The sequence below is a fragment of the Qipengyuania intermedia genome, assembly GCF_019711615.1.
Classification (GTDB): Bacteria; Pseudomonadota; Alphaproteobacteria; order Sphingomonadales; family Sphingomonadaceae; genus Qipengyuania; species Qipengyuania intermedia.
This window is the reverse complement of sequence record NZ_JAIGNS010000002.1, coordinates 504728-522373: the sequence shown is the minus strand read 5'-3', so window position 1 is coordinate 522373 and position 17646 is coordinate 504728. Positions and strand designations below refer to the sequence as shown.

Sequence of the window (17646 nt, the reverse complement as noted above, 5' to 3'; positions counted from 1 at the left end):
GCTTACGAATAGGGCGGTTTGTGGAGGCCCTTGGGGCTTTCGGTAAAGATCTCCACCCCGTTTTCGGTAATCCCGATCGAGTGTTCGAACTGCGCCGACAGCGATTTGTCGCGCGTTACCGCGGTCCAGCCGTCACGCAGCAGCTTTGCGTGCGGGCGGCCGAGGTTGATCATCGGTTCGATGGTGAAGAACATGCCCGGCTTCAGTTCCGGACCCGTGCCCATGCGGCCGGTATGGATCACCTCGGGCGCATCGTGGAACAGGCGGCCGAGGCCATGGCCGCAAAATTCCTGCACCACGCCATAGCGGTGCTGGCGCGCATGCGATTCGATGACCGCACCGATGTCGCCCAGCCGTGCGCCGGGCTTTGCAGCGGCCTCGATGCCGAGCATCAGGCATTCGTACGTCACATCGACGAGCTTGCGCGCACGCAGCGGCACATCGCCGACGAGAAACATGCGGCTGGTATCGCCATGCCAGCCATCGAGCAGCGGGGTCACGTCGACGTTGACGATATCGCCGTCCTTCAGCGCCTTTTCACCTGGAATACCGTGACAGATCACGTGGTTGATCGAGGTGCAGCAGCTATGCGCATAACCGCGATAGCCCATGGTCGCAGGCACCGCGCCGCCATCGAGCGTCATGGTGCGGACAAGGTCGTCGATCTCGCCAGTCGTGACGCCGGGCTTCACGAAGCCGGTCAATTCGTCGAGGATCTCCGCAGCCAGCCGTCCGGCCTTGCGCATGCCATCGAAGCCATCCGCTCCATGCAGCTTGATGGTGCCGTCACGATAGACGGTCTGGTCGCTCTCGATTACCTGATATTCGGTCATGCGCGTCCATGTAGCGATCATGCGCGCAAATTGCGAGGTCCGTCAGTTGTGGACGCGAAAGGCCCCGGCATAGGCGGGCTTCACGGCATCGAGCACCGATGCACTTACGGGGAAGTCGAGTTCGTAGCTGCCCTCGGCATAGGGACCGGCGACATAGGGCCCGTAATACACGCCAATCCGATCGAAATACCGGCCATCCGAAGAACCAATGAAGACGCTGCTTTCATCGAGACTGGGGCAATCCTCGAATATCGCATCGCTTTGCGGATCGACCGGGCTGCCGCGCCGTTTCTCCCGTTCGGCGTTGAGAGTGGTGCACAGTTTCGCACCCAGCGCATTTTCCAGTGCCACTGCGGATTCGAAAAGCTCCACTCCCTTCATCCCGACACCATTGGCACGGTCCCAGACCAGCGAGGTGCGGCCGGACATTCCGTGCGCGCCCCCTGTGTAGAGATACATATCGCGGGTGAGGCTGAGCCAGCCGGGAATGTCCGCGGCCACCTTCCACGTGACCTCATAGCCGCGGCCAACGCAGCTAACGCAATCCTCGCCGGCGAATTCGGCCAGCGAGCGCTCCCACTCGGCTTTCTGCTCGGCCAGCGCATCGTCGCGCTCGCTGCGCAGGGTTTTCTCCAACGAGGGGATGGCGGACACTTCCGCCGGCCAGCTGTAAGCGAATTCGCGAGCCGCGTCCCCGTCGCGGGCATCGTCCTCGAAGACCACCTTGCCAGGCGCGTCGCTACCGGAAGAAACCGCCTCTGCACTCGCGCTGGCCGTCGCCGCAGGCGCATCGTCCTGGACCTCGGTGAAGGCAGGCGGTTGGGTACAAGCAGCACTCGACAGGGCGAGTGAAATCAGGAACAGGCGGTGTCGCATCTCATTTCCATGCCCGAGATCAAATTAGTACGGGGTGAATACGAATGGCCGAAACCGCAGCTCTCATCCAGCCCGACCAGGGCCAGGACGCAACGCTTATCCACCTTGTTAACAAGGACGGGTTCGAAAACTGGGCGAAGAAGCTGTCCGCAGGCCAGCGTGAAGCCTTGAAGGCGCAGAAATTCGACGGCGGCGGATACCAGACCGCAATCGTGCCCGACGGTGACGGATGGTTTGCCGTGGGCGGCGTTGCCAACCCGGACGAGCTTTCAAGCTGGTGCATGGCCAAGCTGGCCGAGGTGTTGCCGGAAGGAACCTATCGCCGCGCCGAAGGAGAGCCCGGGCCTGCCATGCACGGCTGGCAGACGGCGCAATATACGTTCGAACGCTACAAGAAGCCGGAAAACCCGACCGGGCCGCGCATCCTCCTGACGAAGCAGGCCGGACGTATCGACGGCGCGATCGCCGAAGCGAAGGCCGTGTGCCTGGTGCGCGACCTGGTCAACACGCCTGCCGAAGACATGGGACCAGCCTCGCTCGAGGCACAGGCGGAAAAGCTCGCGAAGGCCCATGGCGCCGACCTCAAGGTCGTTCGCGGCGATACGCTGGAGCAGGACTATCCCATGGTCCACGCAGTCGGCCGGGCTGCGGAACGCAAGCACGCACCGCGCCTCATCCATCTCACTTGGGGCAAGGAAAGCGATCCGGTTCTGGCCGTCGTCGGCAAGGGGGTCTGTTTCGACAGCGGTGGCCTCGACGTGAAGAGCGCAGCCGGAATGAAGCTGATGAAGAAGGACATGGGCGGCGCGGCGCACGCGCTGGCGCTCGGCGGGCTGATAATGGGCGGCAAGCTGCCTGTTCGCCTGCACCTGCTGGTGCCTGCCGTCGAAAATGCCATTGCAGGCAATGCCTTCCGTCCCGGCGACGTGCTGTCGTCCCGCAAGGGACTGACGGTGGAAATCGGCAATACCGATGCCGAAGGTCGCCTGATTTTGGGTGATGCCCTCACCCGCGCGAGCGAGGAAAACCCGGACCTAATCCTCGATTTCGCGACGCTGACAGGCGCGGCGCGTGTTGCACTCGGCCCCGACTACCCAGCGCTTATGACCCGCCGCGACGAGACGGCAGACGCGCTGATCGAAGCAGGCCGGGGGGTCGACGACGAGCCATGGAGGCTGCCGCTTCCCGATGCCTACAAGGAATGGCTGGCATCCGACATTGCCGACACGAACAATGCGCATGGCAATTCTTTTGCAGGTGCCAGCGTCGCTGGCCTCTTCCTCGACAAGTTCGTGGGCGAAGGGCTCGATTGGGCCCATTTCGATACCTTCGCGTGGCGACCCGCTGCCAAGCCCGGACGCCCCAAGGGCGGCGATGCCTATGGCCTGCGCGCTGCGTGGCACATGCTCAAAGCGCGCTATACGGGGACATGACCGGCGCATGCCTTGCGGGAATTGGCGTGCGCGGCTAAGCGCCCGAGCTTGTATCGAACAGCAAGCCAGACAGGTTTCGTGAGCGAAGACGCACAGTATTCCCTGCCGGACGGTATCGTCGGACTGAAAGGTCCGGTGGATCGGCCTGCGCCCGGCACCCTGCCGCTCAGAGGCGACTTGGCGCATATCGCGTTGGCAGGACGCTATCTGGCAGCGCATTATGTCGTTCCCGTGAAACGTGCGATCGGTGCAAGCGATGCCGTGCTGAAACTGGCCATGCGCGACGACGCGGACGATGGCTCCACGCTCGCTGCCAACAGCGATGTCGAATTGCTCGACGTGGCCGGCGACTGGGCGTGGATTACCAAGGGACCGGAAGGGCCGAGCGGCTATGTCCGCATGAACGCCCTCGCCCCCGACACCGGTGCATAAGGTCTTCATTGACGGCGCTGCCGGGACAACCGGCCTGGAGATCGCCGCGCGTCTCGAAGGCCGCAGCGAATTCGAACTGATTACCCTCGGCGATGACCGGCGCAAGGACACCGCTGCACGGCGCGAGGCACTGAACGAAGCGGACGTAGCCATCCTGTGCCTGCCGGACGATGCCGCACGCGAGGCTGTCGAACTGATCGACCCGGTCGGCGGCACCCGCGTCATCGACGCGTCGAGCGCCCATCGCACCGCCGAGGGCTGGTGTTACGGATTCCCCGAACTCGTCGGCCGCGAACGCGTCGCCGATGCGCGCCGCGTGAGCAATCCCGGCTGCTATCCGACCGGCTTTATCGCCCTCGTCGCCCCGCTCGTGAAGCAGGGCCTGCTGCCTGCCGACTGGCCCTACACGATCAATGCGACGAGCGGATATTCCGGCGGCGGCAAGGCCATGATCGCGCAGTTCGAAGAGGAAGGCGCGCCTGCCTTGCAGAGCTATGGCTATTCCATGGCGCACAAGCATCGCCCCGAAATGAAAGCCCATGCTGGTCTCACTCACGGGGTGATCTTCGCACCGTCCGTGGTCCCCGCCTATCGCGGCATGATCGTGGAAGTACCTCTGCACCTCGGCGCAATGGAGGGCGATCCCACGGCCGACAAGCTACGCGAGGCGCTGCGCGAGTTCTATGCCGACAGTGCGGTCGTCTCGGTGCGCGAGAGCGCCGGGGTCGACAAGCTCGTGCTGGAAAAAAATGCGGAGCCATCGGATGCGATGGACCTGTTCGTGTTCGGCAATGAAGGCGGTTGGCACGCGCGCCTCGTGGCGCGTCTGGACAACCTTGGCAAAGGTGCCAGCGGGGCGGCGGTGCAGAACCTGAACCTGCTGTGTGGCCTACCTGAAACGGCAGGACTTGCCCTCCCTTCTGCCTAAATTTTAGGCAGGCCCAGACTGCGCATTGGGCAATCACTCCCGGCTACCGGCTGCCCCCCCCTTCGAGAGAGCACGCAATTGCGCGATTCCGCTCAATCCCATCCCCTAACGACCGCTTGGCACGATTCTTGGAACACCGCGCGCAGAGGCGCATTCGTTAATCGTGGGCGCACTCACAAAAGCAGGCGGGAACCGGACGACGTGAAAAAGATCGAAGCGATCATCAAACCCTTCAAGCTCGACGAGGTGAAGGAGGCGCTGCACGAAATCGGCGTGTCCGGCATCACCGTGACCGAGGCGAAGGGCTTCGGCCGCCAGAAAGGCCACACCGAACTGTATCGCGGCGCTGAATACGTCGTCGACTTCCTGCCCAAGGTGAAGCTCGAGGTGATCGTTTCCAGCGATATCGCCGAACGCACCGTCGAAGCCATTGCCGCAGCTGCCCAGACCGGGCGCATCGGCGACGGCAAGATCTTCGTTTCCGCTATCGAAAGCGCATTGCGCATCCGCACCGGCGAAAGAGACGAAGACGCAATCTGAATTTCAAACCGGCCAGAAGCCGGGACCAACACGAACTACCCCTACTGGAGGCAATCTAATGGCAAATGCGAAGGACGTCCTGAAGCGTATCAAGGACGAGGAAATCGAATGGGTCGACCTGCGCTTCACGGACCCGAAGGGCAAATGGCAGCACCTCACCATGGTCGCCAAGACGCTCGACGAAGACCAGCTTGAAGACGGCCTCATGTTCGACGGTTCCTCGATCGCCGGCTGGAAGGTCATCAACGAAAGCGACATGATCCTGAAGCCCGACCTGGAACGCGTCTATGTGGACCCGTTCAGCGCCGAACCGATGCTGATCATGTTCTGCGACATCGTCGAGCCGTCGACCGGAGACTGGTATTCGCGCGACCCGCGCACCACCGCGAAGCGCGCCGAAAACTATCTAAAGTCCACCGGTATCGGTGACACCATCTATGTCGGCCCCGAAGCCGAATTCTTCATGTTCGACGATGTGCGTTTCGAAGATGGCTATGCCGGTTCGGGCTATGCGATCGACGATATCGAACTGCCGACCAACAGCGGCAAGGAATACGAGAGCGGCAACCTTGCCCACCGTCCGCGCGCCAAGGGCGGCTACTTCCCTGTCGCCCCGGTCGACAGCGCCGTCGACATCCGCGGCGAGATGGTTTCGACCATGATCGAAATGGGCCTCAACTGCGACAAGCACCACCACGAAGTGGCCGCAGCGCAGCACGAGCTGGGCCTCACCTTCGGCACGCTCGTCGAAACCGCCGACCAGATGCAGATCTACAAGTACGTCGTGCACCAGGTCGCGCATATCTACGGCAAGACAGCGACTTTCATGCCCAAGCCGATCAAGGACGATAACGGCAGCGGCATGCACACCCACATGTCGATCTGGGACGGTGGCAAGCCGACCTTTGCGGGCAATCAGTACGGCGGCCTGTCGGAAAACTGCCTCTACTACATCGGCGGCGTCATCAAGCACGCCAAGGCGCTGAACGCCTTCACCAACCCGACGACCAACAGCTACAAGCGCCTGGTCCCGGGCTTCGAAGCACCGGTCCTGCTAGCCTATTCGGCACGCAACCGTTCGGCATCCTGCCGTATTCCCTACGGCACGGGCGACAAGGCGAAGCGCGTCGAATTCCGCTTCCCCGACGCGATGGCGAACCCCTACCTTGCCTATGCAGCCCTGCTCATGGCCGGCCTCGACGGGATCACGAACAAGATCCACCCGGGCGAAGCCATGGACAAAAACCTCTACGACCTGCCGCCTGCAGAACTGGCAGAAGTGCCGACCGTCTGCGGCAGCTTGCGCGAAGCTCTCGAAGCGCTGGAAGCCGATCACGACTTCCTGCTCAAGGGCGAAGTGTTCACCAAGGACCAGATCGAAGCTTACTGCGAGCTCAAATGGGACGAAGTGCTGCGTGTCGAAACCACGCCGTGCCCGGCCGAGTTCGACATGTATTACAGCGCCTGATTTGCGCCGGTAATCCGATACATAAGCGCTTAATCTTTCAGCATTATAGCGCAGTGATCACCGAGTGGGCGTCCGGAGAAATCCGGGCGCCCTTTAATTTTGCCCGCGATATTTCGTGTGCATTGCTGAAGCGTTCCGCTCGCTATTTTCCTACTCGGCCAAAATCTGCCTAATCCCTCTGCCTCACTGATCTGCGAGGTATGAGAATTATGAACCGCAAACCGATCTTCGATTATGTCCGCCGCCTGCTCGGGCGGGGCTTTCGTCAATCCGAGGTCGAGGCCCTGGACGAGGCGATCGACCGGTCCTCGGAAAATTTGTCCCAGGACCGTGTTCCACCCGTTCCACTCTGTCGGATCGGCGAAGCAGGAATCCAATTGATCAAGAGCTTCGAAGGATGCGCGCGCTTGCGCCGCGACGGCATGATCGAAGCCTATCCAGACCCCGGAACCGGCGAAGCCCCCTGGACCATCGGTTGGGGCGCGACAGGCCCCGGCATCGGTCCCGGTACCGTCTGGACGAAGGAGGAATGCGACGCCCGGCTCGAAGCCGATCTGGAACGCTACGCGGCAGAGGTCGCAACTGCGATCGGCGACGCTCCCACGACGCAAGGCCAGTTCGATGCACTCGTCAGCTTCCATTACAACACCGGGGCTATCCGCCGCGCCACCCTCACCCGCCTGCATCGCGCCGGCCGCTTCGACGAGGCGGCGCTGGAGTTCGCGCGCTGGAAGCATGCGGGAGGCAAGGTGCTGAAGGGTCTGGTCAGAAGGCGCGCAGCGGAAGCGCGGATTTATCGGTCTTAGGCTTCGCGTTTGAAAACCTTGCCGAAAAATGAACCGGAACCGGATGGGCCGACCCTCCGTTGAAGCTCGCAAAGGAGACTAACAAATGCGTATTTTGCTGGCAGGAGCAGCTGCTTTCGCGCTCGCCGCAAGTGGAGCCTACGCCCAAGGAAACGGCAACGGTAACGGTAACGGCGGGGGCAATGGAAAGGATCGCGGAGGCGGTCCGCCCGCGGCTGCACAAAACAAGGGCGGCGGCAATGCCAAAGCCGACCGCGGACCGCAGGCCCAGCAGGCTCGCGGCAATGGAAACGGAAATGCCAAGGCCGACCGAGGCCCCGACCGTCGCCCGGTGGCGGCTGTCAATTCCAACCGCGGCAATGGCAACGGCAACGGCAATCGCAACGCCGTGCGCACCAATGATCGCGGCAATGGTCAGGGTAACGGCAATAACGGCAACGCCAATCGCGGTCGCTATAATGATCGCGGCAATGACTATCGCGATGTCCGTGTCTCATACGACGGTCGCGGCTTCTGGCTCGAACGCGAGCAACGGGACCGCGGTCTGGTAAACGGGTGCCCGCCCGGCCTTGCGAAGAAGCGCAACGGCTGCAACCCGCCCGGACAGGTCAAGGACGACTATCGCCGCAGCCTGTTCGGCAACGAATATCGCCCGAGCCTGTTCGGCCTGAGCAATTACGGTCGCGGCGACTACTACTACCGTGACGGCTATCTCGTGCGCTATGGCGACAGCGGCATATCAGGCTGGCTTCCGCTGCTCGGCGGCGCCCTGGGCATCGGAAACGTCTGGCCCAGCGGTTACACGAGCTACGACGTCCCGGACTATTACGTAGACTATTACGGCCTCGGCGGCCCCGATCGCTATCGCTATGCCGACAACGTGATCTACCGCGTCGATCCCGAAGATGCGGCCATCATGTCGGTCGCAGCGCTGATTACGGGCGATGAATTCAGCGTGGGTCAGCCGATGCCGCGCGGATACGACGTATACAACGTGCCTGCGCCGTATCGCGCCCGCTATTACGATACGCCGGAGTCCATGTACCGGTATTCCGATGGCTATGTGTACCGGGTCGATCCCGAAACGCGCGTTGTCGCGGCTGTCATCGACCTGCTGACGTAAGGAAAACCAGAAAATGACGAAGACATCAAAGCGCTTCGCGCTCGCGCTCGCCCTCGGCGGACTCGTACTCCTCCCGGCCTGCGGCGAGACTGCAGAAAATACCGGCGAGGCGGGCGTTACCCATTCCAACGACAACCAGACCATGGCCGCAACCCTGGGTGGCACCGCCGATCTTTCGACCATGAACGAGGCGTTCGTCAGTTCCGACCTCATGGGCGTGTTCGACGGCGTTGGCAGCTATACACTACTTGCCCCCAATGACGCGGCTTTCGAGGCGCTGGGCGAAGCGGGTGCGCAACTCCTCACCGAGGATCAGCGCCCCCTGCTGGTGGGCGTGCTGCGCGATCACATGCTTCCCGGATATTTGCGGCCCGAAGACATTCTGGCGGCAATCGAAAGCCAGGGCGGCGAGGTTACCGTCACCACCATGGGCGGTAGCGACGTGGTCTTCAGCAGCGAAGGCGAGACGGTTACAGTGGCCCGCGAAGACGGCACGAGCGCTACATTCGTGGGCAACGCGGAAGCGGCCACGAACGGCGTGATCATTCCGATCGACACCGTGTTGACGCCTCAGTAATCGCGGCTGACTTCGGCAACGACGCTTTCACGTCCGACTGTCGAAACACTCGCAAGCAAAGAAAGCCAGCTGGTGACACGGAATTCGAGTTCCGTGGCACTGTATCCGCGTCCATCGGTGATGATCTCGACGTAGAAGCGGCGTCCGATGTTCTTGCCTAGCGCAACGCCGGTACCGCGCCCAAGGGCCGCATCGGCGCCGACGATGCGCAGGCGGTCGAGGCCGATAGCGGAGCGTAGCTGGTTGATCGGGTCCATCCCGCCGCCGCCACGCAGGCTCGCCACTGCCGCACCCAGCTGCAGGGCATCTGTCGCCGACAGAGTTGTGATCGAGCCGCCGAACAGCAGCCGCGCTAGGATTTCTTCTTCCGGAAGGGAGGGGTCGGAGTTGAACGTAATTTCCGGCTGGGTGGCGCTTCCGGCAATCGTCACGATGACGTTCACCCCGTTGGCCTCGGTCTCGGCGCGAATGTCCAGCCGCGGATCGACCGGGACACTTTCGTCGAAGTCGATTTCGCCGCGCGTCAATTCGAAGCGCGTTCCCGCAAAGGTGTAATCTCCGCGGACCACCTCTGCCGTGCCCCCGATACGCGGATCGTCGGTGGTACCCCGCAATATGATGTCGGCACTCCATTCGCTGTCGAGGCCCATGCCGTCGACATCGATGCGGCTGTCGGCCTTTGCGTCGATGAGGTAGCGCCACGGCCTGCTCGCGGCCACGGTGCGACGACGGTCGGCCGGAAGGTTGATTTCACGCGTGCTGATCCGTGGCAGCCTTAAATCGTCGCTCGCCGTGCCCAGCCTCCAGCTTGCACGGTCGACGCGAACACGCCCAGCAATCGTACCGCCAAGACCGTTCGAAACGATCCGAAGCGGGCCGGTGATGGTCGCCGACAAGCCATTAGCGTCGAGCAACTGCGCATTGGCGGCAGCCGCTCTCAGATCGAGCGTGGGACCGCGGATTTCCACGAAGCGTCCTTCGACGCGTTCGCCCAGCCCTTCGAGGTCCACGACCCCGCTTCCCGATACCCGCCCGCCGTTTGCGGTGGATCCGGCGAAGCTGGTCAGGCGCAGGCGTGAGCCGGCGAACGAGCCGCGCATAGTCACATCGCGAATATCGGTACCGGAGAGAGAGCTGCGCACACGCAAATCGTCGCTCGAAACAGTGCCTCTGACACGCGGAGATGCCAGCGATCCGGTCGCATTGGCCGCGATGGAGACCGGGCCGGTAAGGTCGAAGGCGTCGATTGCAGCAAGCCTCCAGAGGCTTTCGGCAGCACCTTCGAAGCGCAGCTGGCCATCGAGCCGTCCTGCTCTCAATCGCTGCGTGATGTCGCCCTGTGCCGGGAGGCCGGTAATCAGCACCTGAACTCTTCCGCGCCGTATATCCTCGTTGGCAAGCGTCGCCCGCGCCTGAAAACTGTCCGCTTGCAATCTCGCGACAAGCGCCAGGTCCATGGGCTTGGACGAGAGGACCAAGCCCGAGCGGGTGAGATTGTCGACCTTCACCCGGGCGAGGCCTGTCGGCAAAGCACCCGCGGCATTGGTATACTCGACGGTGCCCGAGATCGTACCTCCGAGACCGAGATCGGAAACAGCCACATCGGCGAGCGAGAGCGGCATGCGCGACAGCTTGAGGTCGAGCGACAGATCGCCTCCACCGAAGCGGCCCGAGGCGATCGCTCCGCCGTCACCATAGGAAAGCTGCGTCGGGGAGAGGATCCAGCCGCCACCCTCCTGGGCCGTCAAGACAGCGCGCCGGGGCATGCTGATCGAGCGACCGGCAAATTCGCCCTGGGCGGCGATCGCGATCCGCTCAGGGCGGAAACGCGCATTGAGGTCGAGCGCAAAGCGCACTCCGCGCTGGCCGGTGATACGCGCATCGACGCTGCCGATGCCATTCTCCACCTCGCCCTGCGCCGCCAATCTGGCGATGAAGATATTACCGTATTGCACGCCTTGCGCATTCGCCGTGCCGCTGAAATTAGTCGTTCCGGCGCCGATCAGGCCCTCGGCATCAATGTCCGCGCGAGCGATAGTAATCGGGGTATCGCCGCCGAAACTTGCATTGCGGGCCGTGACATCGAGATCGACGAACTGCTGCTCTCCGCGCGGAGCGAGGCCGATCGTTCCGGAAAGCCCGCCCCCCGAAAGGTTGAGAACACCATCCGCGCCTCCATCTACCAGGGTCAGACTGCCTTCGACCGAAGTGTCCGACAGCGTCAGCCGCTCGACGTCGATACGGGTGGGGCCGTCAGCAGGCGCAAACAAGGCAAGCGTCCCGTCGAAAGGTCCAAGGACCGAACCACCCTGCGTGTCGATGGCAAAGCCGTTCTCCGTCGGAGCGATCGCAACCCGCACGTCTTCCAGGCCCGTGACCGGGCGCGCGAACACGAGTTCTGCTGTCGGCCCGTCGTCGGCGATGCTCGCCTGGATTGTGAAGTCGCCGTAATCCGTATGTGTACCCGAACCGGCGAGGCGGGTGGTTCCTTCCGCCACCGACCCGTCGAGCACCATGCGCAGTTTCTCGGCATCGACCCGCATGGTCGTGAAATCCAGCGCGGCCGCGCTGCCTGTCGCGATGCCGCCGCGCACGCGAATGGTTCTGCCGGCAAGATTTGCCAGCGTGTCGTTGGTCACGGGCGCAATGCGAGCGTCCAGATCGGCGCCGAGACGCCATCCCGAAGGCAGGAGATCGAAATCGATCATGGCAGTGCCGCCAGCCCTGCCCACATTGTCGAGCGCGAGACCATCGGCGCGCACAGGACCGCGAATCTGGTACCTCCCGGCCGCGAGATCGCCCCTCAGCGCAAGATTGGCGGCAAGGCCCTGGAACGCGACGCGCAAGTCGTCGCCGACCAGGCTGTCGCCTGCCAATTGGATGCGGCCCCTGAGGTCGCCGTTCACCAGGCGCGGGTCGACAAGGGCGTTCCCGGTAGAGACCCGGTCCACACTGACCGACAGGGGGAGCGTCCAAGTTGTGCCGTCGAACCTTGCCGTGCCCTGCTGTGCAAGACCGGTAAGCCGAGTGTCGCCCGAGACCAGCGCGCCGACGCGCAGGTCGTGGGCGATATCGAGGTCGGTGAAAGCGCCATCGAGCGTTGCCATGGCAGTCGTGTTTTCAAGCCTCAGGCTCTCTCCGAAAAGTTCGGGATCGCGCAGGCGAAGGGAAACGTCGTAGTCGCTCACCCGGTTCTCGGCGAGGTCGACAAGTCCATCGCCATCGAGGAAGATGCCCCGTCCCGACAGGACAGTGCGCCCCTCGAATGTGCGGTTGTCGATCTTCATGCGCGAGCGCAGGGCAACGTCATCGCCAAGTGCATCGGCGGGGAGCCCTTCGAGAAAATCGGAAGGGTCGATCTTGCCGAGCAGGCCGAAGGTGCCTTCGCGGTTCGACAGCTTGAGCGCTGCCACGCGCTCGCCCTCGCTCCGCGCGTAGAGATAGCCGTTCCAGGCCGACCAGGTGCCGTCTCCGCGTACCCGCACCTCGTACGGATTCGAAAGGCCGAGCAGGGATGCGACAGCGCCGTCCGCCGACGCCGAGATATCGGCTTCGATATCGAAATCATCCCCGTCCGGTTCCGCATGCAGAAGCACGGCGAGCCTGTCGTCCTGCCCGAGGCGCGCATCGCCGTCGACGTAAAGACGGCGATCCTCCACCTGCACTTGAGCCGTCAGGTCGACGCGTTGCGCCTCGTCTCCGGCAATACCGGGAGCCAGCGTAAGATTGTCTATCTCCAGTTCGTCGATCGAGATGTCGAAACCGGGGAGGATTGGACCTTCCTCTTCGCTGGGAAGAAACTCGGGCACACGTGACAGGGTCGCGCGCCTGGCGATAAAGCTGTCGATCTCGAGCCTGTTGTTGAGCCAACCACGCGGGTTCCAGTCCACTTCCGCCCGGGGAATGGTAAGGAATACGCCTTGCGGATCAGACAGGCGAACGTCGTGAAGAACCGCATCGCCGTAGATATTGCCGTCGATCCGGCCGATGGAGATGTTGAGACCGTTCGGAAAAGTCTGCCGGGCAATCCTGTCGGCGAGGAAACGCTCGCCAATCGGCGTGTTCAGGATGATCAGGGCACCTGCGATCAGGAATACGACTGCGGCGAGAACGCCAAGCAACCACTTGCCCGCACGCCCAAGGCGCGACCGGCGCTTCGGCGGGCTGGCTTCGGCCTGGGTGTCCACCTCCGACATCAGAAAGCCTGGCCCAGTGAGACGTAAACCGCGACCGGTGCATCGTCTGGTTCGGGATTGAGCGGTACACCGACATCGAGACGCAGCGGCCCGAAGCCGGATTCATAGCGGACGCCGACCCCCGCGCCGTATTTTATAAACCGGAAATTGGGGGTGGATTCGATGGATACCGAACCGACATCGAAGAAGGGGACCACAGACAGGGCACCGTCGAAAAATCCGGTCCCGACCCGGGCTTCCACAGAGGCCTCAACGAGGCTGCGACCGCCAACCGGTTCGCCAAGATCGTTGCGCGGGCCGACGGCTTGGTAGCCATATCCTCGCACCGATCCGCCGCCACCGGCATAAAGCCGGCGCGAGGGCGCAATGGCGAATAGGGGAGCGCCGGGAATGCTGGCGAAGCGCACACGTCCGGCGAGAACCGTATCGCTACCGACCTGCTGGTAATAGGAGGCATCCGCCTGGTTGCGAAGGTAATAGTACTGCTGCCCCGCAGTTCGCGAGGTTTCGGGCGCCAGGTATCCGGTCAGGCGAAAGCCTTCGGTCGGATTGAGTAGGGAATCCGTCGTATCGATCGTCGCGCGCCCGAAGACTGCCGCGATGAAATAGGTCTGCCTGGGGCGCGGGATGCCCGAAATGACGCGGTTGCGTTCGTCGGTGGCCAGAATTTCCGCGCCGAGTGCCCAGGCCAGCGGTTTCTGGAACAGCAGCGTCGATGAACGCTCGTAAGTCCCCGTTATAGCAACCGTACGGGCCTCGTAAGCGACATTGTCGACACTCGAAGCGTAGGCATCGAGGGTGAGAACCTTGTCCCGGCCGCCGAAATTGTTCTTGCGGAAGGTGATGCCAGCCAGCTGCTCCTGTGTGCCCGCGATCCCGCGAACACGCAGCGAGCCCTCCGGTGGAAACAGGTTCCGGTGTTCCCAGCTCGCCTGGACGCGGAAGCCTTCTTCCGAGCCATAGCCGATCGCCCCGGCGATGGTCCGCAGCTTGGCCCGGGTCATCTCGACGTCCATCGCAACGACACCCGGCTCATCGCCTTGGGGCGCCTGGACTTCGCGAGGTGTGACGGAGACTGCCGACACGAGGCCGGTCGCTGTTACTGCGCGCCTAAGGTCGAGGGACAGGCTGCGCTGGTAGGTGTCGCCAGGCTCGAAGCGCGCGATGGAGGCAATGTGCCGACCCGAGAGGAAGCTTGGATCGCTGCTTACGACGTCACCGAAGACATACTTGCCGCCCGGTTCGACCGGTAGTGTAAGATCGCCTTCCTGGCGGTCGTGATCGATCAGCAATTCCGGCTCGTCGATCTCGGCAAAGGCATAGCCGTTCTCGCCGAGCGCACGGTCGAGGTTGAACTGTTCCTGCAGGATCTTGTCGCTTTGCAGGTAGTCGCCGGGCTCAATATCGAACGTCTCACGCAGCAGCGCGTAATCGGGCGCGCTGCCCAGATTGCCGAGGTCGATCGCGCCGTAACGGAAACGTGTGCCCGGAATGATGTCGAACCGCACCGCCGGCCGTTCCAGCGATACTTCATCCCCCGGCGCGACCGTACCTATCGAACGAATGATCTCGCCGTCGTAATAGCCGTAGACCCGCAGGAGATTGCCGAGCAATTCTTCGTCTTCACGGGCGCGCGCCGCCAGCTGCGCGACGTTCGCGTCCGCGTCATCCAGTTCCTCGATCGTGGACAGCGCTTCGTACCGCGCGACGAAGTCACCACGCTCGGAAAAAGGTGGCTCGGCCTGCGGGAAGCCGAGCACCAGATTGTCGGCGAGCTTCTCGATTTCCGCATCGTCGAAAGCGATGACGGGCGCGCCGGTGTCGAGATCGGCAAACTCGATCTCTTCTTCAGGCTCCAATGATTCGAAGCCATCGATCTCAAGCTCGTTGGGCCAGGCCACTTCGATGCCGATTGGGTCCGCGATCGGTGTGCTGGGATCGGGTGCGGTCTCGGCGCCCTCGTCTTCAGGCACATCGACACCCTGCTGCGCCCAGGCTTCTGGATCTTCGAGCGCGCTGTCGGGAATGAGGTCTTCCAGGCGCTCGGGCGCCTGCGCATCCTGCGCGAGCACAGGATAGCTGATCAGAGCCAGTGCCGCGGTGCAGGTTCTCAGGATCAGGCTGAAGCCCTTAGTCTGCGAGCTTGTATTCGCGCTGGCTTCCGTCCTTGGCAGGAAGGGGTTCAGCATCGCGCTGTTCGCGCGGTCTGGTGGCGGCGGCGATAAGGCGCTTCTGTTCGGTTTCGGGCATGCGCTCCCACCCGCCGCGGGTAAGTCGTTCGAGCGGCCGGTAGCGAACCTTGTATTGCATCCGGTCGGAGCCTTCGACCCAATATCCGAGATAGACATAGGGGACGCCATGCGCGCCGGCGCGGCGGATGTGGTCCAGGATGATGAAGTTCCCAAGTCCCGCGCGATCCTCGATCTCAGGGTCGTAGAAGCTGTAGATCATCGACAGCCCGTCACCCTGAATGTCCGTGAGGCAGGCACCGACCAGACGACCTGGCTCCGACCCAACTCCCGGCTCCCTATATTCAACCACATAGCTGGATACGGGCGTATGTTCCACCATATCTGCAAAGTCGGATTCGTCCATCTCCGCCATGCCCCCTCCCGGGTGGCGATGGGCGAGATATTTGCGCAGCAATTCGTACTGTTCGTCGGTCGCCCAGGGACGGCATTCGCTCACCACGAGGTCGTCGTTCACCTTGAGCGTGCGCTTCTGGCTGGAAGACGCCTTGAACTCGTTCGCAACGACGCGAACGGACACGCAGGCCTGGCAATCGAGGCACGAAGGCCGATAGGCGACGGTCTGGCTCCGCCTGAAACCGATGCGGCCGAGCGCTTCGTTAAGCTCGTCAGCGCTTTCGCCGCGCAATTCGGTAAAGACCTTGCGTTCGCTCTTGCCCGGCAAATAGGGGCACGGCGCAGGGCTCGTCACGAAAAAGCGGGGGAAGCGGATCGGGGCCGTCACGAGTGAAAGGCATCCTTCGAATTGCGTGCGATTATTTATGTTTAACGCATTCTTTATGCAGGATCGAAGGCCCGGTTAAAAGTGTCTTAACCATGAAAAAGGAAGCTGCGGCGGAAAAGCCTTGGGATTCCGCCGCTTGCGAGCCGAATCTATTCCAGCTCCGCCATTTCGACCGAATAGCCTTTGGCCTCCAGCGTCTTGATCAGGCCGTCGATCTGGCTCTGATCGCGCGCTTCGCACTCGATTTCGGTTACGAGTCCCTTGGCCGGCAGGGTCGTGAAAATCCGCTGGTGGTAGATTTCGATGATGTTGACGTTGTGGTCGTTGAATTCGCGCATCACCTTGTAGAGCGCGCCCGGCCTATCCTGCAGCGTCACGCGCAAGCGTGCGAGGCGCCCGCTTCGCGCAAGGTCTCGGATCAGGACGTTGGCGAGCAGTCGCGTGTCGATGTTGCCGCCACACAGGACCAGGCCGACTTTCTTGCCCGCGAACTTCTCCGGGTTCGACAGCACCGCTGCCAAACCTGCTGCGCCTGCACCTTCCACAACCGTCTTTTCGATCTGGAGCAGGAGCGACACGGATCGCTCCAGCGCGGGTTCGCCGACCAGCAGCACGTCGTCCACCAGCTCGGCGATGATCTGCCGGGTAAAATCGCCGGGCTTCTTCACCGCAATCCCTTCGGCCAGCGTGTCGCCGCCGCAGGGGAGCTCGTCTCCGGTGACCGCCGAGTACATCGAGGGATAGAGCTGGGCCTGCACGCCGATCATCTCGATCTCAGGGCGCAGCGCCTTTGCGACGGTCGCCATGCCGCTCATCAATCCGCCGCCGCCGATCGGCACGACGAGGCAATCGAAATCGTCCTTTGCCGCCAGCATTTCCAGCGCGACTGTACCCTGCCCAGCAGCCACCTTGGGATCGTCGAAGGGATGGACGAAGGTGAGGCCGCGCTCCTTCTCCAGCTCGAGCGCATGGCCATAGGCCTCATCGAAAGTCTCGCCGAACAGGACTACATTCCCGCCAACGCTCTCGGTCTGCATGACCTTCACGCTCGGCGTGGTCGACGGCATCACGATGGTCACCGGCACCCCGAGCCGTCTGCCGTGGTAGGAAAGCCCTTGCGAATGGTTGCCCGCAGAGGCGGCGATGACCCCGCGATTGCGTTGCTCCTCGGTCAGGTGAAGCAAGGCGTTGAGCGCGCCGCGTTCCTTGTAGGCGGCGGTGAACTGGTGGTTTTCGAACTTCAGCCAGATATCCGCGCCGGTAATTTCCGACAGGGTGATGGAGTGCATCAGTTCGGTCCGTACGACCGCGCCATCGATGCGCTTGGCAGCTGCGCGCACATCGTCGAGTGTCAGGAGATCGGTGGCCTTATCTCCGGCGGGCATGGGATTTGCCTGGGTCATACGGCAGGCCTACGTGCCACCAAGGCAGCGCGCAATCGGCGAAAGGGTTTGCCCGTGC

The 17646-nt window shown here is 62.8% G+C and carries 14 protein-coding genes; 8 read left to right on the top strand and 6 right to left on the bottom strand.

Annotation, left to right across the window (positions count from 1 at the left end):
- Nucleotides 1–2: 2 nt before the first annotated feature.
- Nucleotides 3–833 (bottom strand): type I methionyl aminopeptidase, encoded by an 831-nt coding sequence (gene map, locus K3179_RS08840; protein ID WP_221564128.1) that lies wholly within the window; start codon nucleotides 831–833, stop codon nucleotides 3–5.
- A 42-nt stretch (nucleotides 834–875) separates the two neighbouring features.
- Nucleotides 876–1709, bottom strand: a complete 834-nt coding sequence (locus tag K3179_RS08835) for a DUF3298 and DUF4163 domain-containing protein (RefSeq protein ID WP_221564126.1) — start codon at nucleotides 1707–1709, stop codon at nucleotides 876–878.
- Between the two features lie 44 nt (nucleotides 1710–1753).
- Between K3179_RS08835 and K3179_RS08830 the strand changes: the two genes are divergently transcribed.
- From K3179_RS08830 to K3179_RS08795, 8 genes are all read left to right on the top strand, one after another.
- Nucleotides 1754–3142 carry a leucyl aminopeptidase family protein gene (locus K3179_RS08830; protein WP_221564124.1) on the top strand — a complete coding sequence of 463 codons (1389 nt, stop codon included), beginning with the start codon at nucleotides 1754–1756 and terminating at the stop codon, nucleotides 3140–3142.
- Nucleotides 3143–3190: 48 nt separating this feature from the next.
- A complete protein-coding gene (locus K3179_RS08825; protein ID WP_247712917.1) occupies nucleotides 3191–3574 on the top strand; it encodes a hypothetical protein in 384 nt (127 codons plus the stop codon).
- Complete coding sequence (gene argC / locus K3179_RS08820) at nucleotides 3567–4502, top strand: N-acetyl-gamma-glutamyl-phosphate reductase (RefSeq protein WP_221564123.1); 936 nt, start codon at nucleotides 3567–3569, stop codon at nucleotides 4500–4502. Before K3179_RS08825 ends, argC begins: the two co-directional genes overlap by 8 nt.
- Before the next feature lie 201 nt (nucleotides 4503–4703).
- Nucleotides 4704–5042: a P-II family nitrogen regulator gene (locus K3179_RS08815; RefSeq protein ID WP_100261359.1), complete on the top strand. Its 339-nt coding sequence runs from the start codon at nucleotides 4704–4706 to the stop codon at nucleotides 5040–5042.
- A gap of 58 nt (nucleotides 5043–5100) precedes the next feature.
- On the top strand, nucleotides 5101–6510 hold the full coding sequence (glnA, locus tag K3179_RS08810) for a type I glutamate--ammonia ligase (RefSeq protein WP_221564121.1): 1410 nt from the start codon (nucleotides 5101–5103) through the stop codon (nucleotides 6508–6510).
- Nucleotides 6511–6719: 209 nt separating this feature from the next.
- On the top strand, nucleotides 6720–7316 hold the full coding sequence (locus tag K3179_RS08805; RefSeq protein ID WP_221564119.1) for a lysozyme: 597 nt from the start codon (nucleotides 6720–6722) through the stop codon (nucleotides 7314–7316).
- An 85-nt stretch (nucleotides 7317–7401) separates the two neighbouring features.
- Entirely contained in the window at nucleotides 7402–8439 is a 1038-nt protein-coding gene (locus K3179_RS08800; RefSeq protein WP_221564117.1) for a hypothetical protein, read from the top strand.
- 13 nt (nucleotides 8440–8452) lie between these two features.
- Entirely contained in the window at nucleotides 8453–9016 is a 564-nt protein-coding gene (locus tag K3179_RS08795; RefSeq protein WP_221564115.1) for a fasciclin domain-containing protein, read from the top strand.
- Here the strand turns inward: K3179_RS08795 and K3179_RS08790 are convergent.
- The 4 genes from K3179_RS08790 to K3179_RS08775 all read right to left on the bottom strand — a co-directional run bounded on the left by K3179_RS08790 (nucleotide 9010) and on the right by K3179_RS08775 (nucleotide 17588).
- Entirely contained in the window at nucleotides 9010–13212 is a 4203-nt protein-coding gene (locus tag K3179_RS08790; protein WP_221564113.1) for a translocation/assembly module TamB domain-containing protein, read from the bottom strand. The genes K3179_RS08795 and K3179_RS08790 overlap by 7 nt on opposite strands.
- Nucleotides 13212–15401 carry an autotransporter assembly complex protein TamA gene (locus tag K3179_RS08785; RefSeq protein ID WP_221564101.1) on the bottom strand — a complete coding sequence of 730 codons (2190 nt, stop codon included), beginning with the start codon at nucleotides 15399–15401 and terminating at the stop codon, nucleotides 13212–13214. Before K3179_RS08785 ends, K3179_RS08790 begins: the two co-directional genes overlap by 1 nt.
- Nucleotides 15343–16185: an arginyltransferase gene (locus K3179_RS08780; RefSeq protein ID WP_221564098.1), complete on the bottom strand. Its 843-nt coding sequence runs from the start codon at nucleotides 16183–16185 to the stop codon at nucleotides 15343–15345. Before K3179_RS08780 ends, K3179_RS08785 begins: the two co-directional genes overlap by 59 nt.
- A 149-nt stretch (nucleotides 16186–16334) precedes the next feature.
- Entirely contained in the window at nucleotides 16335–17588 is a 1254-nt protein-coding gene (locus tag K3179_RS08775) for a threonine ammonia-lyase (RefSeq protein ID WP_221564096.1), read from the bottom strand.
- Nucleotides 17589–17646 lie beyond the last annotated feature (58 nt).